Source organism: Saccharopolyspora sp. NPDC003752 (genome assembly GCF_053605825.1).
In genome coordinates this window covers 88,762-111,227 of the sequence record NZ_JBSGJZ010000024.1, presented here as the reverse complement: position 1 = coordinate 111,227, position 22,466 = coordinate 88,762, and the positions used below count along the sequence as shown (strand labels likewise).

General features: G+C 71.2%; 20 protein-coding genes. 11 read left to right on the top strand and 9 right to left on the bottom strand.

Features of this window, described 5'->3' with window-relative positions; translation table 11 throughout:
• Positions 1–84 precede the first annotated feature (84 nt).
• The 4 genes from ACWEV3_RS27765 to ACWEV3_RS27750 are packed head-to-tail and all read left to right on the top strand — an operon-like array spanning position 85 to position 3,393.
• Positions 85–1,182, top strand: a complete 1,098-nt coding sequence (locus ACWEV3_RS27765) for an ABC transporter ATP-binding protein (RefSeq protein WP_452616699.1) — start codon at positions 85–87, stop codon at positions 1,180–1,182.
• Entirely contained in the window at positions 1,179–1,835 is a 657-nt protein-coding gene (locus ACWEV3_RS27760; protein WP_452616698.1) for an ABC transporter permease, read from the top strand. Before ACWEV3_RS27765 ends, ACWEV3_RS27760 begins: the two co-directional genes overlap by 4 nt.
• Positions 1,832–2,512, top strand: coding sequence for an ABC transporter permease (locus tag ACWEV3_RS27755; protein WP_358574364.1), 681 nt, complete (start codon positions 1,832–1,834; stop codon positions 2,510–2,512). The genes ACWEV3_RS27760 and ACWEV3_RS27755 overlap by 4 nt, the downstream gene beginning before the upstream one ends.
• Positions 2,512–3,393 carry an ABC transporter substrate-binding protein gene (locus ACWEV3_RS27750; protein ID WP_452616697.1) on the top strand — a complete coding sequence of 294 codons (882 nt, stop codon included), beginning with the start codon at positions 2,512–2,514 and terminating at the stop codon, positions 3,391–3,393. The genes ACWEV3_RS27755 and ACWEV3_RS27750 overlap by 1 nt, the downstream gene beginning before the upstream one ends.
• A gap of 97 nt (positions 3,394–3,490) precedes the next feature.
• On the opposite strand, the gene ACWEV3_RS27745 is transcribed toward ACWEV3_RS27750, so the two are convergent.
• From ACWEV3_RS27745 to ACWEV3_RS27735, 3 genes are read right to left on the bottom strand one after another with little or no spacing between them, the layout of a single operon-like run.
• Positions 3,491–3,886, bottom strand: coding sequence for a type II toxin-antitoxin system VapC family toxin (locus ACWEV3_RS27745; RefSeq protein ID WP_452616696.1), 396 nt, complete (start codon positions 3,884–3,886; stop codon positions 3,491–3,493).
• Positions 3,883–4,152, bottom strand: a complete 270-nt coding sequence (locus ACWEV3_RS27740) for a FitA-like ribbon-helix-helix domain-containing protein (protein ID WP_452616695.1) — start codon at positions 4,150–4,152, stop codon at positions 3,883–3,885. Before ACWEV3_RS27740 ends, ACWEV3_RS27745 begins: the two co-directional genes overlap by 4 nt.
• Before the next feature lie 41 nt (positions 4,153–4,193).
• Positions 4,194–4,985 carry an IclR family transcriptional regulator gene (locus tag ACWEV3_RS27735; protein WP_452616694.1) on the bottom strand — a complete coding sequence of 264 codons (792 nt, stop codon included), beginning with the start codon at positions 4,983–4,985 and terminating at the stop codon, positions 4,194–4,196.
• Between the two features lie 104 nt (positions 4,986–5,089).
• Here ACWEV3_RS27735 and hutH point away from each other — a divergent pair, with 104 nt between their 5' ends.
• The 6 genes from hutH (at position 5,090) to ACWEV3_RS27705 (ending at position 13,211) form a co-directional block, all read left to right on the top strand.
• Positions 5,090–6,637, top strand: a complete 1,548-nt coding sequence (gene hutH, locus ACWEV3_RS27730) for a histidine ammonia-lyase (RefSeq protein ID WP_452616693.1) — start codon at positions 5,090–5,092, stop codon at positions 6,635–6,637.
• Positions 6,634–8,286 carry a urocanate hydratase gene (hutU, locus tag ACWEV3_RS27725; RefSeq protein WP_452616692.1) on the top strand — a complete coding sequence of 551 codons (1,653 nt, stop codon included), beginning with the start codon at positions 6,634–6,636 and terminating at the stop codon, positions 8,284–8,286. The genes hutH and hutU overlap by 4 nt, the downstream gene beginning before the upstream one ends.
• 124 nt (positions 8,287–8,410) lie before the next feature.
• Positions 8,411–9,592 (top strand): allantoate amidohydrolase, encoded by a 1,182-nt coding sequence (locus ACWEV3_RS27720; RefSeq protein WP_452616728.1) that lies wholly within the window; start codon positions 8,411–8,413, stop codon positions 9,590–9,592.
• A 5-nt stretch (positions 9,593–9,597) separates the two neighbouring features.
• Positions 9,598–10,914: a formimidoylglutamate deiminase gene (locus ACWEV3_RS27715; RefSeq protein ID WP_452616691.1), complete on the top strand. Its 1,317-nt coding sequence runs from the start codon at positions 9,598–9,600 to the stop codon at positions 10,912–10,914.
• Positions 10,915–10,940: 26 nt separating this feature from the next.
• Positions 10,941–12,098 carry an imidazolonepropionase gene (gene hutI, locus ACWEV3_RS27710; RefSeq protein WP_452616690.1) on the top strand — a complete coding sequence of 386 codons (1,158 nt, stop codon included), beginning with the start codon at positions 10,941–10,943 and terminating at the stop codon, positions 12,096–12,098.
• A 150-nt stretch (positions 12,099–12,248) separates the two neighbouring features.
• Positions 12,249–13,211 carry a zinc-binding dehydrogenase gene (locus tag ACWEV3_RS27705; protein WP_452616689.1) on the top strand — a complete coding sequence of 321 codons (963 nt, stop codon included), beginning with the start codon at positions 12,249–12,251 and terminating at the stop codon, positions 13,209–13,211.
• Between the two features lie 175 nt (positions 13,212–13,386).
• Here ACWEV3_RS27705 and ACWEV3_RS27700 read toward each other — a convergent pair whose 3' ends face one another.
• The 4 genes from ACWEV3_RS27700 to ACWEV3_RS27685 form a co-directional block, all read right to left on the bottom strand.
• Complete coding sequence (locus ACWEV3_RS27700; RefSeq protein WP_358574377.1) at positions 13,387–14,283, bottom strand: LysR family transcriptional regulator; 897 nt, start codon at positions 14,281–14,283, stop codon at positions 13,387–13,389.
• Complete coding sequence (locus ACWEV3_RS27695) at positions 14,280–15,467, bottom strand: glycine C-acetyltransferase (RefSeq protein ID WP_452616688.1); 1,188 nt, start codon at positions 15,465–15,467, stop codon at positions 14,280–14,282. The genes ACWEV3_RS27700 and ACWEV3_RS27695 overlap by 4 nt, the downstream gene beginning before the upstream one ends.
• Positions 15,467–16,507: an L-threonine 3-dehydrogenase gene (gene tdh / locus ACWEV3_RS27690; RefSeq protein WP_452616687.1), complete on the bottom strand. Its 1,041-nt coding sequence runs from the start codon at positions 16,505–16,507 to the stop codon at positions 15,467–15,469. Before tdh ends, ACWEV3_RS27695 begins: the two co-directional genes overlap by 1 nt.
• A gap of 154 nt (positions 16,508–16,661) precedes the next feature.
• Positions 16,662–16,934, bottom strand: coding sequence for a hypothetical protein (locus tag ACWEV3_RS27685; RefSeq protein WP_452616686.1), 273 nt, complete (start codon positions 16,932–16,934; stop codon positions 16,662–16,664).
• 414 nt (positions 16,935–17,348) lie between these two features.
• On the opposite strand from ACWEV3_RS27685, the gene ACWEV3_RS27680 reads away from it, so the two are divergent.
• Complete coding sequence (locus ACWEV3_RS27680) at positions 17,349–17,981, top strand: antibiotic biosynthesis monooxygenase (RefSeq protein ID WP_452616685.1); 633 nt, start codon at positions 17,349–17,351, stop codon at positions 17,979–17,981.
• Positions 17,982–18,200: 219 nt separating this feature from the next.
• Here ACWEV3_RS27680 and ACWEV3_RS27675 read toward each other — a convergent pair whose 3' ends face one another.
• Together ACWEV3_RS27675 and ACWEV3_RS27670 are read right to left on the bottom strand one after the other, a co-directional pair.
• Entirely contained in the window at positions 18,201–18,377 is a 177-nt protein-coding gene (locus ACWEV3_RS27675) for a DUF6104 family protein (protein ID WP_010304877.1), read from the bottom strand.
• A 394-nt stretch (positions 18,378–18,771) separates the two neighbouring features.
• Positions 18,772–22,401 (bottom strand): multifunctional oxoglutarate decarboxylase/oxoglutarate dehydrogenase thiamine pyrophosphate-binding subunit/dihydrolipoyllysine-residue succinyltransferase subunit, encoded by a 3,630-nt coding sequence (locus ACWEV3_RS27670; RefSeq protein WP_452616727.1) that lies wholly within the window; start codon positions 22,399–22,401, stop codon positions 18,772–18,774.
• Positions 22,402–22,466: the final 65 nt, after the last annotated feature.

Genomic DNA, 22,466 nt, shown 5'->3' with positions numbered 1-22,466 from the left:
GGTCTCAGCCGATCGCACGATTCGGCCGATCGAGCTAGGGTCGGCCAGGTTTGGGGGACCGCGACGATCTACGAGGGGGCTCGGTTGATCGAGTTCCAGGCCGTGCGCAAGCAGTACGACAACGGCACTGTCGCCGTCCAGGAGCTGAGCCTGTCGGTGGGGACTGGCACGATCACCGTCCTGGTGGGGCCGTCCGGGTGCGGCAAGACCACCCTGATGCGGATGGTGAACCGGATGATCGAGCCGTCGTCGGGAACGGTGCTGGTGGGCGGCGAAGACGTCCGCCGGCGCGATCCCGCGCAGCTGCGCCGCGGCATCGGCTACGTGATCCAGCAGGCCGGGCTGTTCCCGCACCGCAACGTCCTCGACAACGTGGCGACGGTGCCCGTGCTGGACGGTCGCAGCAAGCAGGAGGCGCGGCGGCGCGCGAGCGAGCTGCTGGAGCTGGTGGGGCTGTCGCAGGAGCTGGGCAAGCGCTACCCGGCGCAGCTCTCCGGTGGTCAGCAGCAGCGCGTCGGGGTGGCCCGGGCGCTGGCCGCCGATCCGCCGGTGCTGCTGATGGACGAGCCGTTCAGCGCCGTGGACCCGGTCGTGCGCGAGGGCCTGCAGGACGAGTTGCTGCGGTTGCAGGACGAGCTGGACAAGACGGTCCTGTTCGTCACGCACGACATCGACGAGGCCGTGAAGCTGGGCGAGAAGGTCGCGGTGCTGCGCCAGGGCGGGCACCTCGTCCAGTACGCCGCGCCCGACGACCTGCTCGCGGAGCCGGCCGACGACTTCGTGACCTCCTTCGTCGGCAAGGACCGCGGCTACCGCCGACTGTCCTTCGTGGACTCCGACGGGCTGAGCCCGAAACCGGTGGCCACGGTCGAGGTGGGGACGCGGGTGGCGCCGGAGCAGCGCTGGCGGCTCGCGCTGGACGGCGACGGCCGGCCGCGCGGCTGGCTCCCGCCGGGCTCCACTGTGGATGGTGAGCTGGCCGAGGCGCAGCTGGTCGCCGGCGGCTCGCTGCACACCCTGCACACCCCGCTGCGCGGAGCGCTGGACGCGGCGTTGTCCACGCCGTCGGGTCTTGGCGTCGTCGTCGACGGCGACGGCCGGTACGTCGGCGTGATCACCGCCGACCACGTGCTCGGCCTGATCGAGCAGCACCGCCGCGCGGACGGCGAAGGGCTGACATGATCGACTTCTTCAGCAGCCCCAGCAACCGGGAGATGGTGCTCGAACAACTCGGCCAGCACATCTACCTCTCGCTGCTGCCGCTGCTGCTCGGCGTCCTGGTGGCGCTGCCGCTGGGCCGCCTGGCGCAGCAGGTGCGCTGGCTGCGCGGCCTGTTGCAGGGCAGCGCCAACATCTTCTACACGATCCCGTCGCTGGCCCTGTTCGTGATCATCCCCGGGCTGCTGGGCACGCCGCTGCTGTCCTCGATCAACGTGATCATCGCCCTGACGCTCTACACCGCGGCGCTGCTGGTGCGGCCGGTCCGGGATGCCCTGGAATCGGTGCCCGCGCACATCGTCACCGCCGCGACCGCGATGGGCTACCGCTCCGGCCGGCGGTTCCTGGCCGTGGAGCTGCCGCTGGCGGTGCCGGTGCTGGCGGCCGCCGTCCGGGTCGCGTCGGTCAGCAACATCAGCCTGGTCAGCGTGGGCGCGCTGGTCGGCATCGGCGGCCTCGGGCGGCTGTTCACCGCCGGGTTCCAGCTGGACTACCCGGAGCAGATCATCGTGGGCATCGTGCTGACCGTGCTGCTGGCGCTGGTGGTCGACCTGCTGCTGGTGGCGTTGTGGCGGCTGCTGACGCCGTGGGCGCGGGCGGGGGTGAGCGGCGCATGATCGGCTCGCTGATCGCCTGGCTGACCGACCCGGCGCACTGGACGGGGCCGGGCGGAATCGCGGCGCAAACGCTGCTGCACCTGTACTACTGCGTGCTCTCGGTCGCCGTCGCGTCCGTGGTGGCCGTCCCGCTGGGTGTCTACATCGGACACACCGGGCGCGGCGCGGTGTTCGTGGTGGGGATCAGCAACGCGATGCGGGCGCTGCCGACGCTGGGCGTGGTGACGCTGCTGGTGCTGGGATTCGGGCTCGGGGAAGGCCCGGCGCTGGCCGGGCTGGTCATCCTCGCCATCCCGGCGATCCTCTCCGGCGCCTACGCCGGGGTCCGCAACGCGCCCGCCGACGCGGTCGACGCGGCCAAGGGCATGGGCATGACGCCGATGCAACGGCTGTGGCAGGTGGAGCTGCCGACCGCGCTGCCGCTGCTGCTCGGCGGGGTGCGCAGCGCGATGCTGCAGGTGGTCGCCACCGCGGCCGTCGCCGCCTACGTCGGGCTCGGCGGGCTGGGGCGGATCCTGCTGGACGGCCTGAAGATCAGCAACTACGCGCAGATGGCCTCGGCCGCGATCGTCATCGCGGTGCTCGCGGTCCTGCTCGACCTGGTGTTGGCCGGCGCGACCCGGCTGTTGGTGCCGCGCGGTCTGGTGCTGGCCGCCCGACGAGGAGGTAAGGATTGATGAAGCGGTTGCTGGTGTGCGCCGCCGCGGCGGCGCTGCTGCTGACCGGCTGCGGTTCGCAGGACCCGTTGCAGGCCAACCGGGACGCCGCCGGTGGCGCGCTGGTGGTCGGCTCGGCGGACTTCGCCGAGAGCGAGCTGCTCATGCACATCTACGCCGAGGCGCTGAAGACCACCGGCGCCGAGGTGGAGACCCGGCCGCGCATCGGCGCCCGGGAGTTCTACGTGAACGCGGTGCGCAACGGCGAGCTGGCGGTGGTTCCCGACTACACCGGCAACCTGCTGCAGTACCTGGACCCGCAGTCGCCGGCGACCGAGAGCCAGCAGGTCTACGACCAGCTGAAGAAGGCCGTGCCGGGCGAGATGGAGCTGCTGGAGCAGTCCCCGGCGGAGGACTCCGACGTGCTGACCGTCACCGCGGCCACCGCGGGCACCGGGGTGCGCTCGATGGCCGACCTCGGGCCGCGCTGCGGCGAGTTCGTGCTCGGCGCGCCCGCGGAGTGGAAGTCCCGCTGGGAGACCAAGATCGCGGAGGACTACGGCTGCCGGTTCAAGGAGATCCGCCCCGTGGAGGCGGGCACCATCACGGTGAACGCGTTGACCGCCGGGCAGATCCAGGTGGCGAACCTGTTCACCACCTCGTCGCAGATCGCGGCGAACAACCTGGTGAAGCTGGACGACCCGAAGAACATGTTCCCGGCGCAGAACGTGGTTCCGCTGGTGCACAAGGGGAAGCTGACCCCGCAGCAGGCGGAGGCGCTGAACAAGGTGTCCAAGGCCCTCGACACGGACAAGCTCACGGAGCTCAACCGCAAGCTGGAGGTCGAGAAGGCCAACCCGGCGGACGTCGCCAAGGAATTCGTCGCCTCGGCCGGCCTCTGACATTCCAGGTGTTCCAGGCTCGTTCTGCGTAGCGGTGCGGCCGCTGATCCTGGTGGGCGCGAAAGCTGGTTCAGCTCGCTTTCGCGCCCTCAGCCGGTCAAACGGCTTGGATCGCGCAGCGCACGAGTCCGGCCTGCGCGAGCAGGCCCTTGTCCCGCGTCAGGAGAGGGGCGCGGAGGTGTTCCGCTGTCGCGACGTAGGCGGCGGCGTAAGCCGTGAGGTTGCCGCGGAGCTCCCACACCCTCGGTAGCAGGTCGGCCGTGGGCACGACTTCGATCGCCATTTCCCGGATGACGTTGAGCACCGCCGACGCCTGGACGTCGCTGAGGTCGTTGCGCGCATGACGGCGCAGGACGTTCACGATTTCCAAGCGCAGGTGTTCAGGCGCGGCGAGTTTCGTGTACGACTCGAGCGCTGCTCGCGCCGCTGCGCGGCGGTCGCCGGGCAGCAGCGCGTCGCACCAGACGCTGGCGTCGATCACAGCGGTGCTCATGAGTGCCCTTCTGCACGGTCAGCGTCGCGCGCGTCTTGTTCGTCCCGAAGCTCGCGGACCGCTTCTGCGGCGTCCTCGGTCAGCATCGGCTCGTCGCCGAGAACCGCGTCGAGCTGAGCGAACATGTTCCGCATCCGGGTTCGCGCCGTGTGCTCTTCCAGCACGGAAAGCAGATGCTGCTGGAGCGACAGCCCGTGTTCCTCGGCCTCAGCGCGCAGCGCATCCATGACGTCGTCGGGAACATTTCTGACCTGCACGCTAGTCATGCGTCCACGCTAGCATGCACTTGCTGCATGCACCCGTGTCATCAGGCGGTGCGGCCGCTGATCCTGGTGGTCAGCTCCGTTGCCGCGTGGTGGACCTGAGCGGCCAGGTCCGGCCAGGTCTCGGCGCAGGGTTCGCCGCCCGGGGTCTCGCAGAAGTGGCGGAACGTCACGCTGATCGCCGCGATGGGGCGGGCGCCGTGGTCGAACACCGCGCACGCCACCGAGGCGAAGCCCGCCGTCACGAAACCGTCCTCGACCGCCCAGCCGCGGCGGCGCTCCGCCGCGAGCAGCCGGCGCAGTTCGGGCAGGTTCCGCGGGCCGCGGTCGGTGCGCAGCACGAACCGCTCGCTGGACGGCAGGAGTGCGCGCACGTGCGCGGCGGGCAGGTGCGCGAGCATCGCGCGCCCGGACGCCGTCAGCTGCGCGGGCAGCCGGACGCCCACGTCGGTGACCAGCGTCTGCGGCTGCGACGGCCGCTCCTTGATCAGGTACAGCGACTCGCCGCCGTGCAGGACACCCAGGTGCGCGGTGCGGCCGACCTGGTCCACCAGCCGCCGCAGCAGCGGCCCGGCGAGGCGTTCCAGCGGGTCGTGGCGCAGGTAGGCGGAGCCGAGCTCGAAGGCCGCCATGCCCAGCCCGTAGCGCCGCTCCTCCGGCAGGTGGGTCACGAAGCCGGCGGCGACCAGCTCGGCCAGCAGGTGGTAGGTCGTCGACCTGGGCAGGTCCAGATCGCGGGCGATGACCCCGGCCGACACCGGCCCGGCGCGGCCCGCGAGGACCCGCAGGATGGCCAGCCCGCGCCGCAGCGCCGGCACGTCGCTGCTACCGCCCACGACCGCCTCCGTTCGGGTTCCGGTCTCGTATTCCAGACATTCTCACCCCATCCGGTCTTCTGCCGGTAGCGCCGTCGCGCTGGTATGGAGATATGCAGGACGACATGCTGAATGTTGGTCCGGAGCCGTTGCACCGCGAGCAGGTCGTGGCCGTCGCACGCGCCGCGACGCGGGTGGAACTGACCCAGCTGGCGGAACAGGGCATCGTCGCGACGCGCAAGCACATCGAGGCGCTCGCCGCCGAGAAGCGCCCCACCTACGGGGTGTCGACCGGCTTCGGGGCGCTGGCCGTGCGGCACATCCCGGCCGGTCGGCGCGTGGCCCTGCAGCAGTCCTTCGTCCGGTCGCACGCGGCCGGCGCCGGTCCGGCGGTGGAGCCGGAAGTGGTGCGGGCGCAGATGCTGCTGCGGCTGCACACGATCGCCACCGGGCGCACCGGCGTCCGCCTGGAGACCGCGCACGCGCTGGCGGCGATGCTCAACGAGGGCATCGTGCCGGTGGTGCACGAGCACGGCTCCCTCGGCTGCTCCGGCGATCTCGCGCCGCTGGCGTCCGTCGCGCTCGCGCTCACCGGCGAGGGCGACGTCTTCGACGCTTCGGGGCGGCTGCGCCCGGCCGCCGAAGCGCTGGCCGACGCCGGGATCGAGCCGGTGGTGCTGGTGGAGAAGGAAGGCCTGGCGCTGACCAACGGCACCGACGGCATGCTCGGCATGCTGGTGCTCGCGCTGCACGACCTGTCCGCGCTGCTGGACGTGGCCGATGTGACCGCGGCGATGAGCGTGGAGGCGCTGCTGGGCACCGACCGGGTGTTCGCCGCCGACCTCCAGCGCCTGCGCCCGCACCCGGGGCAGGCGGTGTCCGCGGCGCGGATGTCGGCGCTGCTGGCGGACTCGCCGATCATGGCGAGCCACCGGGGCCCCGACTGCACGCGCGTGCAGGACGCGTACTCGCTGCGCTGCGCGCCGCAGGTGCACGGCGGGGCGCGGGACACCGTCGCCCACGCCGAGGCCGTGGCCGACCGGGAGCTCGCGGCCGCCATCGACAACCCGGTGGTCCTCGACGACGGCCGGGTCGAGTCCAACGGCAACTTCCACGGCGCGCCGCTGGCCTATGCGCTGGACTTCCTGGCCATCCCGCTGGCCGACGTCGCCGGCATGTCCGAGCGCCGCACCGACCGGATGCTCGACGTCGCGCGCTCGCACGGGCTGCCCGCGTTCCTCGCCGACGACCCGGGCGTGGACTCCGGGCACATGATCGCCCACTACACGCAGGCGGGCCTTGTCGCCGAGCTGAAGCGGCTCGCCGTGCCCGCGTCGGTCGACTCCATCCCGACCAGCGCGATGCAGGAGGACCACGTGTCGATGGGCTGGTCGGCGGCCCGCAAGCTCCGCCGCGCCATCGACGGCCTGACGACCGTGCTCGCCGTCGAACTGCTCACCGCCGCCCGCGCCCTCGACCTGCGCGCGCCGCTGCAGCCGGGCCCGGCCACCGGCGCCGTGCGGGACCTGCTGCGCACCCGAGTCCCGGGCCCCGGCCCCGATCGCCACACCGCGCCGGAGATCGCGGCGGCCGAAGAGCTGATCCGTTCCGGCGCGGTGCGCGACACCGCCGCCGGCTTCACGAACTCCACAGTGGACCGGAGGTTGCCATGAGCGAAGCCCGACCCGTGCGCGCCCCGCGCGGGAGCACCCTGACCGCGCGGAGCTGGAGCACCGAAGCACCCTTGCGGATGCTGCAGAACAACCTCGACCCGGAGGTCGCGGAGCGGCCCGACGACCTCGTCGTCTACGGCGGCACCGGCAAGGCGGCGCGGAACTGGGCGTCGTTCGACGCGATCGTCCGGGAACTGACGACGCTGCGCGAGGACGAGACGCTGCTCGTGCAGTCCGGCAAGCCGGTCGGCGTGCTGCAGACCCACGAGTGGGCGCCGCGGGTGCTGATCGCCAACTCCAACCTCGTCGGCGACTGGGCGAACTGGCCGGAGTTCCGGCGCCTCGACGCGCTCGGCCTGATGATGTACGGCCAGATGACCGCCGGATCGTGGATCTACATCGGCACGCAGGGCATCCTGCAGGGCACCTACGAGACCTTCGGCGCGATCGCGGCCCGCCGCTTCGGCGGCAGCCTCGCGGGCACGCTGACCATCACCGCCGGGCTCGGCGGCATGGGCGGCGCGCAGCCGCTGGCGGTGACGATGAACGAGGGCGTCGCGCTTGTCGTCGAATGCGACGCCGAACGCGCGCACCGCCGCGTCCGGCACGGCTACCTCGACGAGGTCGCCGACAGCCTCGACGACGCCATCGAGAAGGCCGTGGCGGCCAAGGAAGCGCGGCGCGCGTACTCGGTGGCGGTGATCGGCAACGCCGCCGAGCTGCTGCCCGAAATGCTGCGGCGCGGCGTGCCCGCCGACATCGTGACCGACCAGACCTCCGCGCACGACCCGCTGTCCTACCTGCCGCTGGGCGTCGACGTGGACGACTGGGCCGACTACGCGGCGAAGAAGCCCGACGAGTTCACCGAGCGGGCGCGCGACTCGATGGCCAAGCACGTGGAAGCGATGGTCGGGTTCCTCGACGGCGGCGCGGAGGTCTTCGACTACGGCAACTCGCTGCGCGGCGAGGCCCAGCTCGGCGGCTACGAGCGGGCGTTCGCCTACCCGGGTTTCGTGCCCGCCTACATCCGGCCGCTGTTCTGCGAGGGCAAGGGCCCGTTCCGGTGGGCGGCGCTGTCCGGCGATCCGGCCGACATCGCCAAGACTGACCGGGCGATCCTCGACCTCTTCGGCGAGGACGAGCACCTGGCGCGGTGGATCCGGCTGGCCGGCGAGCGGGTGTCCTTCCAGGGGCTGCCCGCGCGGATCTGCTGGCTCGGCTACGGCGAGCGCGCCGAGGCGGGCCTGCGGTTCAACGAGATGGTGGCCTCCGGCGAGCTCGCGGCGCCGGTGGTGCTCGGCCGCGACCACCTGGACTGCGGATCGGTGGCCTCGCCGTACCGGGAGACCGAGGCGATGGCCGACACCTCGGACGCGGTCGCGGACTGGCCGCTGCTGAACGCGCTGGTCAACACGGCCTCCGGCGCGACGTGGGTGTCGCTGCACCACGGCGGCGGCGTCGGCATGGGGCGGTCGCTGCACGCGGGTCAGGTGACGGTCGCCGACGGCACCGAACTCGCGGCGCAGAAGCTCGCGCGGGTGCTGACCAACGACCCGGGCATGGGTGTGATCCGGCACGTCGACGCGGGCTACGACCGGGCGGAGCAGGTCGCCGCCGAGCGCGGCGTCCGCACGCCCCTGGTCGGCTGAGCACTCGTGAGTGTTTTTGGCCGCCATAGCGACCAAAAACGCTCACGAGCTCTGGAACTGACGGGTTGCTGCCCGGGACGCGGGTGTTCGGGAAGGAGCGGGTGTGGCGGGACCGAACGAGTTGATGGCGGCCATCGCCGATGTCGGCGCGGACCGGCGCCGGGGCGGGTACTCCCGGCACGTCTTCGACGACGCCGAGCGGGAGCTGCGCGAGTGGTTCGTCGAGCAGGCCGAGGCTCGCGGCCTGCGCGTCACCACCGACCAGAACGCGAACATCTGGGCGTGGTGGGGCGAGCCGGGCGATGACGCGGTGGTGACCGGCAGCCACCTGGACTCGGTGCCCGGCGGCGGCGCGTTCGACGGCCCGCTCGGCGTGGTCAGCGCCTTGAGCGCGGTGGATCTGTTGCGGGCCAAGGGTTTCACGCCTCGGAAGCCGCTCGCGGTGGTCGTCTTCGCCGAGGAGGAAGGCGGCCGGTTCGGCGTGCCGTGCCTGGGCTCCAGGCTGCTGGCCGGGACCATCGACGCGGACCGGGCACGCGCGCTCCGCGACCCCAACGGCGTGACATTCGCCGAGGCCATGCGGTCCTTCGGCGCGGACCCGGCCAGGCTGGGGCGCGACGACGCGGCGCTGCGGAGCATCGGGCAGTTCGTCGAGCTGCACGTGGAGCAGGGCCGGGGACTGATCGACCTGGACCGCTCGGTGGCGGTCGCGTCGTCGATCCTGGCGCACGGCAGGTGGCGGTTCCGGTTCAGCGGCCAGGGGAACCACGCCGGCGCGACGCTGATCGCCGACCGCCACGACCCGATGCTGCCCGCGTCGCGGCTGGTCCTCGAAGCCCGCCGGATCGCGGCGGGCGTCGACGGCGGCCGGGCGACGGTGGGCAGGCTGGTCCCGAACCCCGGCGGCACCAACGTCATCGCGTCTACTGTGGACATCTGGTTGGACGCGCGGTCGCCGGACGACCGGTCGACGCGGTCCATGGTCGAGGACCTGTCCGGAGCGGCCGCGGAATTCGCCGCATCCGAGGGCTGCCAGGTCGAGGTGACCGAGGAGTCCTACGGCGACACCGTGCACTTCGACGCCGCGTTCCGGGACCGGCTCGCGGGCCTGCTCAGCGACGCCCCGGCGCTGCCGACCGGAGCCGGGCACGACGCGGGAATCCTCGCCGCCGAGGTGCCGACGGCGATGCTCTTCGTGCGCAACCCGACCGGCATCAGCCACGCCCCGGAGGAACACGCCGAGCCCGGCGACTGCGATTCCGGCGCGCACGCGCTCGCCCAGGTCCTGGAAGACCTGGCCGGGTGAGGCGGTTGACCACCTACTGGTGCGAATGGGCCTGGCTGCCGAGCGGACCGGAGCGGGGCGTGCTCTTCGAAGTCGACGCCGGCCGCATCGCCGCCGTCGGCTCCGCGCAGAACCCGCCGGAGCACGCCGAACGGTTCCCGGGCATGACGCTGCCCGGCATCGCCAACGCGCACTCCCACGCGTTCCACCGCGCGCTCCGCGGCGGCGACGACGGCGCCCGCGGCACCTTCTGGACCTGGCGCGAACAGATGTACCGGGTGGCGGAGGTGCTGGACCCGGACGGCTACTATCGGCTCGCCCGCGGCGTCTACGCCGAGATGGCGCTGGCCGGGATCACCTGCGTCGGCGAATTCCACTACCTGCACCACGCCGCGAACGGCACCCGGTACGACGACCCGAACGCGATGAGCCAGGCCCTCGCGCAGGCCGCGAAGGATGCGGGGATCCGGCTCACGCTGCTGGACACGTGCTACCTGGCAGGTGGTTTCGGACGGTCGCTGGACGGCGTGCAGCTGCGCTTCTCGGACGGTTCGGCGGCGAGCTGGATCGACCGGATCGATCGGTGCACTGTGGACGGTGACCGGGTTCGCCTTGGTGCGGCGCTGCATTCGGTTCGCGCGGTGCCCGCCGAGGAGATCCCGGAAGTGGCCGGCTGGGCGCGCGAGAACGAAGCACCGCTGCACGTGCACCTGTCCGAACAGCGCGCCGAGAACGAAGCGTGTCTGGCGGCGCACGGCTGCACCCCGACCCAGCTGCTGGAATCGCGCGGCGCGCTGGGGCCCGGCGTGACGGCGGTGCACGCCACGCACCTGGCCGCGTCCGACGTGGCGCTGCTGGGCGGTAGCGCGACCGGGGTGTGCCTGTGCCCGACGACCGAAGCCGACCTGGCCGACGGGATCGGTCCGGCGGCGGCGCTGGCCGTCGCCGGGAGCCCGCTTTCCGTCGGCAGCGACGGGCACTCCGTGATCGACCCGTTCGCGGAGGTGCAGGCCGTCGAGTCCTACCTGCGGCTGGACACCGAGACCCGCGGGCACTTCGCGGCCGCCGAGCTGCTGGCGATGGCCACCGAGGCCGCGCACCGGTCCCTGGGCTGGGCCGACGCGGGACGGCTCGAAGCCGGTGCCCGCGCCGATTTCGTGGCGGTGGACCTCGGCTCGACCCGGCTGGCCGGAGTCGCGCCCGAGGCCGTCCCGGCGGTCGCGCGGGCCGGCGACGTCCGGGTGGTGATCGCCGACGGGCACAGGATCGTGCAGGACGGCAAGCACGAAGCGATCGACGCGGCGGGCGAGCTCGGCGAAGCGATCGCCGCGCTGCGCGCATGAGTAATACGAACGAGGATCAGGAAGCGATGACAAGCACTGTTATTACTGGAATCGGCGAGCTGACGACGAACGACGACGAGCTCGGCACGCTCACCGATGCCGCGCTGGTCATCGACGGTGACCGGGTCGTCTGGGCCGGCCCCGCGGCCGCCGCGCCGGAAGCCGACGAGCGTTTCGACGCGGCCGGGCGAGCGGTCCTGCCCGGCTGGGTCGACAGCCACACGCACCTGGTGTTCGCCGGTGACCGCACCGCGGAGTTCGCCGCCCGGATGGCCGGGCAGTCCTACCAGGCGGGCGGGATCGCCGTCACCGTGGCGGCGACGCGGGCCGCCACCGACGAGGAACTGGCCGCCAACCTGCGCAAGCACATCACGGAAGCCGCCGCGCAGGGCACGACGTGCATGGAGACCAAGACCGGCTACGGGCTGACGGTCGCCGAGGAGCTGCGGGCCGCGAAGATCGCCGCCGAGGCCGACGAGGTGACGTTCCTCGGCGCGCACCTGGTGCCGCCTGGCGAGGACGCGGACACCTACGCGGACCTGGTGCGCGGGGAGATGCTCGACGCCGTGGCGCCGCACGTCGGCTGGTGCGACGTGTTCTGCGAGCAGGGCGCGTTCGACGCCGACCAGTCCAGGCGAATCCTGGTGGCGGCGAAGGAACGCGGGCTGGGGCTGCGCGTGCACGGCAACCAGCTCGGCCCCGGGCCCGGCGTTCAGCTGGCCGTCGAACTCGGCGCCGCGAGCGTGGACCACTGCACCTACCTCACGGAGTCCGATGTGGACGCGTTGGCGGGTTCGGGCACCGTGGCGACGTTGCTGCCCGCCTGCGACCTGTCCACGCGGCAGCCGCTGCCGGACGCCCGGGCGCTCATCGAGGCCGGTGCCGCGGTCGCCTTGGCGTCCAACTGCAACCCCGGTTCGTCCTACACGTCGTCGATGGCGTTCTGCGTGGCGACGGCGGTGCTGCAGATGCGGATGACCATCGAAGAGGCGGTGCGGGCGGCGACCTGGGGCGGCGCGCGGGCGCTGCGCCGGGAGACCGGCGACGGCGCGGTCGGCGTGCTCCGGCCCGGCGCGCGGGCGGACGTCCACGTCCTCGACGCCCCGAGCACGACGTGGCTCGCCTACCGACCGGGCGTGCCCCTCACCCACGCCGTCTGGCGCAAGGGCGCGCGCGTCGGCTGACGCGAGCATGGGAACTTTCCTGTCACCGGCCCTTGCTCACACCTCCTGGAGGCGTGAGCAAGGGCACTTTCCGGTCGCCGCGCCGCCATGTTGACCTCCAGTTAAGTCGAAGTCGGAGGCTGTTGGCAGCCAACGGAGGAGCTGAGCGATATGCGCGTGGTGCAGGTGACCGGCTTCGGTGGGCCGGAAGTGCTGGCAGTGGCGGACGTCGCCGATCCCGAACCCGGCGCGGGACAGGTGCTCGTGCGAGCGTCCGCAGTGGACGTCCTGTTCCTGGACACCCAGCTGCGCGAGGGGTGGGGCAAGGAGTTCTTCGGTCAGTCGCCGCCGTACGTGCCCGGTGACGGCGTGGCCGGAGAAGTGGTGTCGGTCGGCGGATCCGTCGACCCGAGCTGGATCGGGCGGTCGGTGGTCGCCAGCACGAGCAACGGCGGCACCTACGCGGAGCTTGTCGTCGTCGACGAGTCCGAGCTGCTCCCGGTGCCGGATGGGCTGGGCGAGCGCGAAGCCGTCAAGCTGCTGCACGACGCGACCACGGCGTTGTTCCTCGCGGAGCACGCGCGGATCCAGCCCGGCGAACGCGTCCTGGTCAACGCCGCCGCCGGGGGAGCGGCCTCGGTGCTGGTCCAGCTGGCGCGGGCGGCCGGTGCCCACGTCATCGGCGCGGCGCGCGGCGACGCGAAGCTGAACCTGGTTCGCGAGTTGGGCGGGGAACCGGTTGACTACGCGAAACCGGACTGGGAACAGCGGGTGCGGGAGCTGACCGGTGGCGTCGACGTGGTCTTCGACGGCGTCGGCGGTGCGCTTGGGAGCGCGGCGTTCGAGACGACGAACAACGGTGCCCGGTTCTACTCGTACGGCGCGGCCAGCGGCGACTTCACCGAGATCGACCCGGCGGAAGCGCAGCGGCGCGGCGTGACCGTGGTGGGGCTGCTGGACGTCCAGCCTCCCCCGGAGCAGAAGAAGCAGGTGACCGAACGCGCGCTGGCGGAGGCCGCGGCAGGGCGGATCAAACCGACCATCGGCCAGACCTTCCCGCTGGAAAGGGCCGCCGAAGCACACGCTGCGATCGCGGCCCGCACTACACCAGGCCGAACCCTGCTCCTGCCGTGACGTGTCGGTGTGACAGGAAGGTTCCCATGCTCGCGTCGCGTCGGTGACAGGAAGGTTCCCATCCTCGCGTCGCGCTTCTCGAAGGCCGCTGATCCCCAGGGCTGAGCAGCGCCCGCAGCATGAGCATGGGAACTTTCCTGTCAATCCGGCGCGACGCAGGACCGGGAAGGGTGGCCTAGCGGTCCTTGCTCGTCAGCAGCGCGTTCAGCACGACGCGGACCAGCGGGTGCTCCTCCCGTCCGCACTGGACGGCGGCGAAGACCCGGCGGGTCGGCGGCTTGCCCGCGACCGGCAGCGCGACCACGTCCAGGCCGGCCGCGATAGCGGTGCGGGGCACCAGTGCGACACCGGTGCCCGCCGCGACCAGCGCCACCACCGCGTGGAAGTCGTCCGAGGTGTGCGTGATGTTCGGGACGAAACCCGCGTTCTCGCAGGACACCTGGGCCACCGCGCGGCACGGGTTGCCCGGCAGCGGCGCGATCCAGTCGTCGTCGCGCAGCGCGTCGAGCGCGATCTCCGCGGCAGAACCGAGCGGGTGGTTCGGCGGCAGCACCACGTCGAACGGCTCGGCGTACAGCGGGAACCGGCTCACCCGGCGGGCGTCCGCCTGCAGCGTCGACGTGTACTCCATCGAGATCGCGATGTCGATCTCCCCGGCCAGCAGCATCATCAGGCTGTTGTGCGCCTCGGCGTCGCGCACCAGCACCCGCACGTCCGGCGCCTGCTGCCGCAACGCGACGATCGACGGCGCCACGACCTGCGTGATCGCCGAGGCGAACGATGCCACCTCGACCGTGCCGACGGTGCCCGCCGCGCACGCCGCCAAGCTCGCCTCCGCGCGCTCCAGCTCCGCCAGCACCGCCTTGGCGTGCTCGACCAGCAGCTCACCGGCCGCGGTCAGCCGCACCCGGCGGCCCTGCCGGACCAGCAGCGGCTGCCCGACCTCGTTCTCCAGCGCGGTGAGCTGCTGCGACACCGCCGACGGCGTCAGGTAGAGCTTCTCCGCCGCCGCGCGCACGGTGCCGTGGTCGGCGAGCGCGCGGAGCACCTGGAGCCGCCGGGGGTCTATCACCGGGCGATGGTACCCATCCGATCGCGGGCCGCCACGAACGCCGACACCGCCCGCTCCACGTCCTCGGTGCTGTGCGCGGCCGACATCTGGGTGCGGATGCGGGCCTTGCCCTTGGGCACCACCGGGTAGGAGAAGCCGATGACGTAGATGCCCTCTTCCAGCAGCAGGTCCGCCATCCGCGCCGCCTCGGCCGCGTCGCCGATCATCACCGGGATGATCGGGTGCTCGCCGGGCAGCAGGTCGAAGCCCTCCTCGGCCATCCGGCGGCGGAACAGCGAGCTGTTGTCCCGCAGCCGCTCCCGCAGCTCCGGTTGCGCGGCGACCAGGTCCAGCGCGGCCAGCGAAGCGGCCACGATCGACGGCGCGAGGGAGTTCGAGAACAGGTACGGCCGGGAACGCTGCCGCAGCAGCTCGACGATCTCGGCGCGCCCGGACACGTAGCCGCCGCTGGCGCCGCCGAGCGCCTTGCCGAGCGTGCCGGTGACGATGTCGACCCGGTCGGCGACGCCGAACAGGTCCGGCGTGCCCGCCCCCTTCGGGCCCGTGAACCCGACCGCGTGCGAGTCGTCGACCATCACCATCGCCCCGTACTTCTCGGCGAGCGCGCAGATCTCGTCAAGCGGCGCCAGGTAGCCGTCCATCGAGAACACGCCATCGGTGACGACGAGCTTGCGCCGCGTGTCGGAGTTCTCCTTGAGCAGCCGCTCGAGATCGGCCATGTCGCGATTCCGGTACCGGCCGCGGCGGGCCTTGGACAGCCGGATGCCGTCGATGATGCTCGCGTGGTTGAGCTCGTCGGAGATCACCACGTCCCGGTCGTCGAGCAGCGTCTCGAAAACCCCGCCGTTGGCGTCGAAGCACGAGCTGTACAGGATCGTGTCATCGGTGCCCAGGAACTCCGAGAGCCGCCGCTCCAACTCCTTGTGCGGGGCCTGCGTGCCGCAGATGAACCGCACCGACGCCATCCCGAAACCCCACTTCGCCAGGGCCTCCTCGGCGGCGGCGAGCAGCGCGGGGTGATCGGCCAGCCCCAGGTAGTTGTTCGCGCAGAAGTTGAGCAGCTCGGCACCGCCGACACCCACCCGGGCGCTCTGCGGCGAGTCCAGCACCCGCTCGTCCTTGTACAGCCCGGCGGCGCGGATCTCGGCCAGTTCGGCGCGGACGTCGTCAGCGATCGTGTACATCAGGCGGGCCCCTTCGTCGTCCAGTCGAGGATGACCTTGCCGCAGCGGCCGCTGCGGGCCGTCTCGAAGGCCTCCGCGTGCTGCGTGTACGGGAAGCGGTGCGTGATCACCGGGCTCAGGTCCAGCCCGGACTCCAGCAGCACCGACATCGAGTACCAGGTCTCGAACATCTCGCGGCCGTAGATGCCCTTGACGGTGAGCATCTTGAACACCACCGCGCTCCAGTCGAGCGGGAAGTCCTCGGCGGGCAGGCCCAGCATCGCGATCCGGCCGCCGTGCGCCATGTTCGCCACGGCCTCCCGCAGCGCCTCGGGCTTCCCGGAGACCTCCATCGCCACGTCGAAGCCCTCGCTCATGCCCAGCTCCTGCTGCGCGTCGGCGACCCGGGTCTGCGAAACGTCCACCGCCAGATCCACCCCGACGCGGCGGGCCAGCTCCAGCCGGTGCTCGCTGACGTCGGTGATCACCACGTGCCGGGCGCCCGCGTGCTTGGCCACCCCCGCGGCCATCAGCCCGATCGGCCCGGCGCCGGTGATCAGCACGTCCTCGCCGACGACGGGGAAGCTGAGCGCGGTGTGCACCGCGTTGCCGAACGGGTCGAAGATCGCCGCCACGTCCGGATCGACGTCGCCGCGGTGCACCCACACGTTCTGCTCGGGCAGCACCGCGAACTCGGCGAACGCGCCGTTGCGGTGCACCCCGAGGCCCTGCGTGTGCGCGCACAGGTGGCGGCGGCCGGCGAGGCAGTTGCGGCAGCGGCCGCACACCAGGTGCCCCTCGCCGCTGACGAAGTCGCCGACCGATGCCCGCGTGACCGCGGCGCCGGTGGCCACCACCTCCCCGGCGAACTCGTGGCCAACCACCAGCGGCGTCGGCACGGTGCGGGCGGCCCACTCGTCCCACGACGCGATGTGCAGGTCCGTACCGCAGATGCCGGTGCGCATCACCCGCACTACGACTTCGTCGGGGCCCGGGGTCGGGTCGGGGAGCTCGGCCAGTTCCAGGCCGGGCGCGGGTGAGGTCTTCACCAGAGCGCGCAAGGTTCCTCCGCTCTCGATGCTTGTCGCAGTGGAGTCTGGCCCGGTGCCGCGGCGCGGGTCCATCGCGACTTTCTGCACTGGCTGGTTAGCGGTGCTGCACAGCGCACGGCGCCCCACCCGCCTTCGACGAATGGGGCGCGGCGTCGGCGGCTGGTCAACCGTTCGACGACTGCTCGTGCGTGTGGGAGAAGCTCTGCTGCCCATGCGGGGAAGAGGTCTTCACGTGGTGCTGGTTCACGTGGTGGTACTTGTGCTGCTCGTTGTGGCTCACCTGGGTTTGCTGGTTCGGCCCCTGCAGGCTGCCGGCGATCGTGGCGAGGAACGGGTCCGACGCCGATGGTTGGGGGCCGTCGGCGGCAGCGGCCGTTCCGGCGGCGCCCAGCACGGCGAGACCGGTGAGCAGGGTGCTGGCAAGCAGACGTCGCATCGATTCCTCCGTAGTGCGGTGGCATTGCCAGCGCAGAGGCGATCACACATCGGCCCCGGGCGCCGCGCACGTCACTCCGTGGGGGATCACCCCGCATCCCCGGCCACCCGGCCGTGGGAGCCGCCCAGAACGCCCCGCCGACCCCCACGGCGAGAGGAAGGGAACCTTCCTGTCACCCCGGGCGCGGCGGTGGTGCGAGCAAGGGAACCTTTCTGTCACGACGAAGCCCGCACCAGCCGCTGTGAGGTGTGGAAGGGAACCTTCCTGTCACCCCGGGCGCCGTGGAGCGGGGCTGCGAGCATGGGAACTTTCCTGTCACGCGCGGCGGCCGGTGGGCGCGGTGGCGACGACTTGACTTCTACCAAGGTGGAGGTTCGAGGATCGTGTCGAAGCCGATGATCACGAGGAGGCCCGATGACGACCGGCCACACCGAAATGCCCGACATCACCCGATCCGACGTCGGCACGATCCTGGTCAGCCCGTGGCTCGTGGGCACCCCGCAGCGGCAGCGCGACGCGGTGGACTCGACGATCGCGGAATGGCGCGTCGCACCGTGGCCACCGGCATTCCTGTCGTTGAACTGCTTCGTGAGCGACGACGGCACCACGGTGCTGAACTACGCGCAGTGGACCGACGACGACGCCCACCGCGAATTCGTCCGGACCTACCGGCCGGCGCTGGTCCGCGGCATCGACGAGGCCGTGCCGGGCATCGAACGCCCCGGGCTCGTCAGGTACCGCCTGCACAGCAGCGTCGTCGCACCAGAGCCTGGACGCGGCGATCTGGTCGCGGTTTTCACCTACGACACCGAGGACATCGAGCAGGCGCGGCAGCTGGCCGACGATGCGCGCGGCCGGATCACGCCCGAGCTGCCGCCGGGGCTCATCGCCGCGCACTTCCACATCAGCGTCGACGGCACCCGGGTACTGATCTACGAGGAATGGGCCGATGAGGCCGCAGTCGCCAGCAGCACCCACCACCCGGAAACCGTTGCCGCCGGCGACCTCTACCGGCTGCACCGCAGCCTGACCCGCTACCGGGCCTGACGGGGAGGAGCAAGGGAACCTTCCTGTCACCAACGTGCGTGCGGCGGGGTGGCAGGAAGGGAACCTTTCGATCATCGCCGGCCCGACGGCCGTGGCACGAAGGGAACTTTCCTGTCACCGGCAGGCCGGCGCTCGCCTCTGAAACGGCCCGGGGCGAGGGGATGGGAACCTTCCTGTCACCAACCGGTCGCCCCGGTGCTGGCCGAGCCTCGGGGCTGGTTACTCGTCGTCGGCGTCGTCGCGGGCGAGGAACGTGGCGAGGCGTTCGGTGGCGTCCTCGAAGTCGGGGTTGAGGTCGACGAACGCCCGCATTCGGTCGGCGACCCAGGCCAGCGTGACCTCGTCGTCACCGCGACGATCTTCGAGTTCCTCAATGCCGCGGTCGGTGAAGTACACCGTGTCCTCCTAGTTGTTTCCGTCCGTGACCGGTGCGATCGGGGTTGGCAGAACAGCAGAGTACGAAACGCAATTCCGGCGGTGACGGGAACCGCCCCGAACGGCGGGAAGGTCGTTGTGCTTGCGAAGCTCCGGGACTGAACGCCACAAGGCCGGAGCAGGACTCTAATCCGACGCGGCGAACCGCATCGAGCCGGGGCCGTGGAAGCATGGGAACCTTCCTGTCACCATTCCACGCCGCAGTGCGGGGTCAGGCCCTCCCGGTCTCCCTCGAAGCAAGCTGTGCGGCAACGGATCCGGCGGTATCCAGCGCAGCGTTTCCGGGAATCCGCTGCAGCCGCAAAAAACGGGCCGCCGGTTCCGGGAGGGAACCGGCGGCCCGCTTCAGCCGTGATCAGGCGAAGGCGTTGCGCACGACCTCGGCCTGCTCGACCTCGTGGACCTTGGCCATACCGGTGGCCGGGGCGGCCATCGGACGGCGCGAGACCCGCTGGAGCTTGCCGACCAGCTGCGGGAACAGCTCCGGCAGGGCCAGGCCGAGGAACGGCCACGCGCCCTGGTTGGCCGGTTCCTCCTGCGTCCACCGGATCGAGGTGGCGTTCGGGTACCGCTCGAACAGCGCGCCCAGCTTGCGGTGGGGCAGCGGGTAGAGCTGCTCCAGCCGGACGATCGCGGTGTCGGTGATGCCCTCCTTGTCGCGGTGCGCGGCCAGCTCGTAGTAGAGCTTCCCGGTGCACAGCACGACGTTGCGCACGTTGGCCGGGTCCGGCTGCGCCGGGTCGTCGATCACCGAGGTGAACTTGCTGCCGTTGGTGAAGTCCTCGACCGGGCTGGTCGCGGCCTTCAACCGCAGCATCGACTTCGGCGTGAACACCACCAGCGGGCGGTGGATGTTGTCCAGCGCGTGCCGCCGCAGCAGGTGGAAGTAGTTCGCCGGCGTCGACGGCATCGCGACGGTCATCGAACCCTCGGCGCACAGCTGCAGCCACCGCTCGATGCGGGCCGAGCTGTGGTCCGGGCCCTGGCCCTCGTGGCCGTGCGGAAGCAGCATGACCACGTCGGACCGCTGGCCCCACTTGGCCTCACCGGACGAGATGAACTCGTCGATCACCGACTGGGCGCCGTTGAAGAAGTCACCGAACTGCGCTTCCCACAACACCAGCGAGTCGGGGTTGCCGACCGAGTAGCCGTACTCGAAGCCCAGGGCCGCGTACTCCGACAGCGCCGAGTCGTAGACCAGGAACTTCGCCTGGTCGTCCGACAGGTTCTGCAGCGGCGTGTACTCGGAGTCGTTCTTGCGGTCGATGAGCACCGAGTGCCGCTGGACGAACGTGCCTCGCCGGCTGTCCTGACCGGTCAGACGGACCTGGCGGCCTTCCATGACCAGCGAGCCGAATGCCAGCAGCTCGCCGAACGCCCAGTCGATGCCGCCCTCGCGGCCCATCTTGGCGCGCCGCTCCAGCACCGGCTTGACGCGCGGGTGCGGGGTGAAGCCCTCCGGCAGGTTGATGTGCGAATCGGCGATGCGCTCCACGGTCTCCAGCGAGACCGCGGTCGTCAGCCCGCGCGGCACCTGCTGCTCGGACTCCACCGACGGGCTCGGCGCTGGCGGGTGCTTCTCCAGCTCGCGGACCTCGTTGAACACGTGCTCCAGCTGTGCGGCGTAGTCCTTCAGCGCCTTCTCCGCCTCTTCGACGGTGATGTCGCTGCGGCCGATCAGAGCTTCGGTGTAGACCTTGCGGACGCTGCGCATCTTGTCGATCGCGTCGTAGATCTTCGGCTGCGTCATCGACGGATCGTCGCCCTCGTTGTGACCGCGGCGGCGGTAGCACACCATGTCGATCACGACGTCCTTGCCGAACGCCTGGCGGTACGCCACGGCCAGCTTCGCGACCCAGACGCAGGCCTCGGGGTCGTCGCCGTTGACGTGGAACACCGGGGCGCCGATCATCTTCGCCACGTCGGTGCAGTACTTGCTGGAGCGCGAGTGCTCCGGCGCGGTGGTGTAACCGACCTGGTTGTTGACGACCACGTGCACCGTGCCGCCGGTGCGGTAGCCCCGCAGCAGCGACAGGTTCAGCGTCTCGGCGACCACGCCCTGACCGGCGAACGCGGCGTCGCCGTGCAGCAGCACCGGCAGAACGGTGAAGCCCTCCTGGCCCTTGTCCAGGATGTCCTGCTTGGCGCGGACGATGCCTTCGAGCACCGGGTTGACGGCTTCCAGGTGCGACGGGTTCGACGTCAGCGACACCTTCGTCTCGCCGTCGCCGAACATCCGGAAGTACTTGCCCTCGGCGCCGAGGTGGTACTTGACGTCGCCGGAACCGTGCGCCTGGCCCGGGTCCAGGTTGCCCTCGAACTCCCGGAAGATCTGCGAGATCGGCTTGCCGACGATGTTGGCCAGCACGTTGAGGCGGCCGCGGTGCGGCATGCCGATGACGACCTCGTCGAGCTCGTGCGCCGCCGAGGTGTCCAGCACCGCGTCCAGCAGCGGCACCACGGTCTCGGCGCCCTCCAGCGAGAACCGCTTCTGCCCGACGTACTTGGTCTGCAGGAACGTCTCGAACGCCTCGGCCGCGTTGAGCTTCGACAGGATGTACTTCTGCTCCGACGGCTCCGGCTTGGTGTGCGGCTTCTCGACCCGCTGCTGCAGCCACTCGCGCTCGTCGGGCTCGAGGATGTGCATGTACTCGACGCCGACGGTCCGGCAGTACGAGTCGCGCAGCACGCCCAGCACGTCGCGGAGCTTCATGTGCTCCTTGCCGGCGAAACCGCCGACCGCGAACTCCCGGTCCAGGTCCCAGAGGGTGAGGCTGTGCGACAGGACGTCGAGGTCCTCGTGCCGCCGCTGCCGGTAGTTCAGCGGGTCGATGTCGGCCATCAGGTGGCCGCGGGTGCGGTAGGCGTCGATCAGCTCGAGCACGCGGGCGGTCTTGTCCACCGCGCCCTCGGGGATGTCCTGCGTCCAGCGCACCGGCTCGTACGGGATCCGCAGCGACGCGAAGATGTCGTCGAAGAACCCGTCCTCGCCCAGCAGCAGCTGGTGCATCTTGCGCAGGAAGTCACCGGACTCGGCGCCCTGGATGACCCGGTGGTCGTAGGTGGACGTCAGCGTCACGATCTTGCTGATGCCCATGTCGACCAGCGTCTTCTCGCTGGCGCCCTGGAACTCCGCCGGGTAGTCCATCGCCCCGACGCCGATGATCGCGCTCTGGCCCTTGGTCAGCCGCGGCACCGAGTGGTTGGTGCCGGACGGGCCGGGGTTGGTCAGCGAGATCGTGGTGCCGGCGAAGTCGTCGGCGGTCAGCGCGTTGTTGCGGGCCTTGCGGATGATGTCCTCGTAGGCCTGCCAGAACTGCTGGAACGTCATGTCCTCGCAGCCCTTGATGGAGGCGACCACGAGGTTGCGCGACCCGTCCTTGCCTGGCAGGTCGATGGCCAGGCCCAGGTTGATGTGCTCCGGCGTGACGGCCGCGGGCTTGCCCTTGGCGTCCTCGCCGTAGTGGCGGTTCATGTTCGGGAAGTCCCGGACCGCCCGGACCAGCGCGTAGCCGATCAGGTGCGTGAAGGAGACCTTCCCGCCCTTGTTCCGCTTGAGGTGGTTGTTGATGACGATGCGGTTGTCGAACAGCAGCTTGGCCGGCACCGCGCGCACGCTCGTCGCGGTCGGCACGGTCAGCGACTGATCCATGTTCTTGGCGATCGCAGCCGCGGCCCCGCGGAGCGTCTTCACATCGCCGCTGGCCTGGGGCTCCTTCACCGGAGCGGCCTTGGCGGCCTGCTGCGGGGACGGCTTCGGCGCGGCGGCGGGCTTGCTCGCCGGGGGCGCGGTCGCAGCGGCGGCCGGCGGGACCTGACCATTGGTCTCACTCGGGCGCGTCGCGGTGGCCGTGGTCGTCGGGGCCGCTGCAGCGGTGGCAGCAGCGGTGTTCTCGGTGGCTGCCTGGCCCGGCTTGTAGTCGGCGAAGAATTCGTGCCACGCCGAGTCTACGGAAGTGGGATCGTTGAGGAACTGCTCGTACATCTCCTCGATCAACCACTCGTTGGGGCCGAACTGTGACGCAGGGCTGCTGGACACGGCTGGCGTTC

What these genes read in the sequence shown, in the direction of transcription:
- ACWEV3_RS27760 (WP_452616698.1), top strand. Translation starts at nt 1,179, where the DNA reads ATGATCGACTTCTTCAGCAGCCCCAGCAACCGGGAGATGGTGCTCGAA.
- ACWEV3_RS27755 (WP_358574364.1), top strand. Translation starts at nt 1,832, where the DNA reads ATGATCGGCTCGCTGATCGCCTGGCTGACCGACCCGGCGCACTGGACG.
- ACWEV3_RS27750 (WP_452616697.1), top strand. Translation starts at nt 2,512, where the DNA reads ATGAAGCGGTTGCTGGTGTGCGCCGCCGCGGCGGCGCTGCTGCTGACC.
- ACWEV3_RS27745 (WP_452616696.1), bottom strand. Translation starts at nt 3,886, where the DNA reads ATGAGCACCGCTGTGATCGACGCCAGCGTCTGGTGCGACGCGCTGCTG.
- ACWEV3_RS27740 (WP_452616695.1), bottom strand. Translation starts at nt 4,152, where the DNA reads ATGACTAGCGTGCAGGTCAGAAATGTTCCCGACGACGTCATGGATGCG.
- hutH (WP_452616693.1), top strand. Translation starts at nt 5,090, where the DNA reads ATGCTGAATGTTGGTCCGGAGCCGTTGCACCGCGAGCAGGTCGTGGCC.
- hutU (WP_452616692.1), top strand. Translation starts at nt 6,634, where the DNA reads ATGAGCGAAGCCCGACCCGTGCGCGCCCCGCGCGGGAGCACCCTGACC.
- ACWEV3_RS27720 (WP_452616728.1), top strand. Translation starts at nt 8,411, where the DNA reads ATGGCGGCCATCGCCGATGTCGGCGCGGACCGGCGCCGGGGCGGGTAC.
- hutI (WP_452616690.1), top strand. Translation starts at nt 10,941, where the DNA reads ATGACAAGCACTGTTATTACTGGAATCGGCGAGCTGACGACGAACGAC.
- ACWEV3_RS27705 (WP_452616689.1), top strand. Translation starts at nt 12,249, where the DNA reads ATGCGCGTGGTGCAGGTGACCGGCTTCGGTGGGCCGGAAGTGCTGGCA.
- ACWEV3_RS27695 (WP_452616688.1), bottom strand. Translation starts at nt 15,467, where the DNA reads ATGTACACGATCGCTGACGACGTCCGCGCCGAACTGGCCGAGATCCGC.
- ACWEV3_RS27685 (WP_452616686.1), bottom strand. Translation starts at nt 16,934, where the DNA reads ATGCGACGTCTGCTTGCCAGCACCCTGCTCACCGGTCTCGCCGTGCTG.
- ACWEV3_RS27680 (WP_452616685.1), top strand. Translation starts at nt 17,349, where the DNA reads ATGACGACCGGCCACACCGAAATGCCCGACATCACCCGATCCGACGTC.
- ACWEV3_RS27670 (WP_452616727.1), bottom strand. Translation starts at nt 22,401, where the DNA reads ATGTACGAGCAGTTCCTCAACGATCCCACTTCCGTAGACTCGGCGTGG.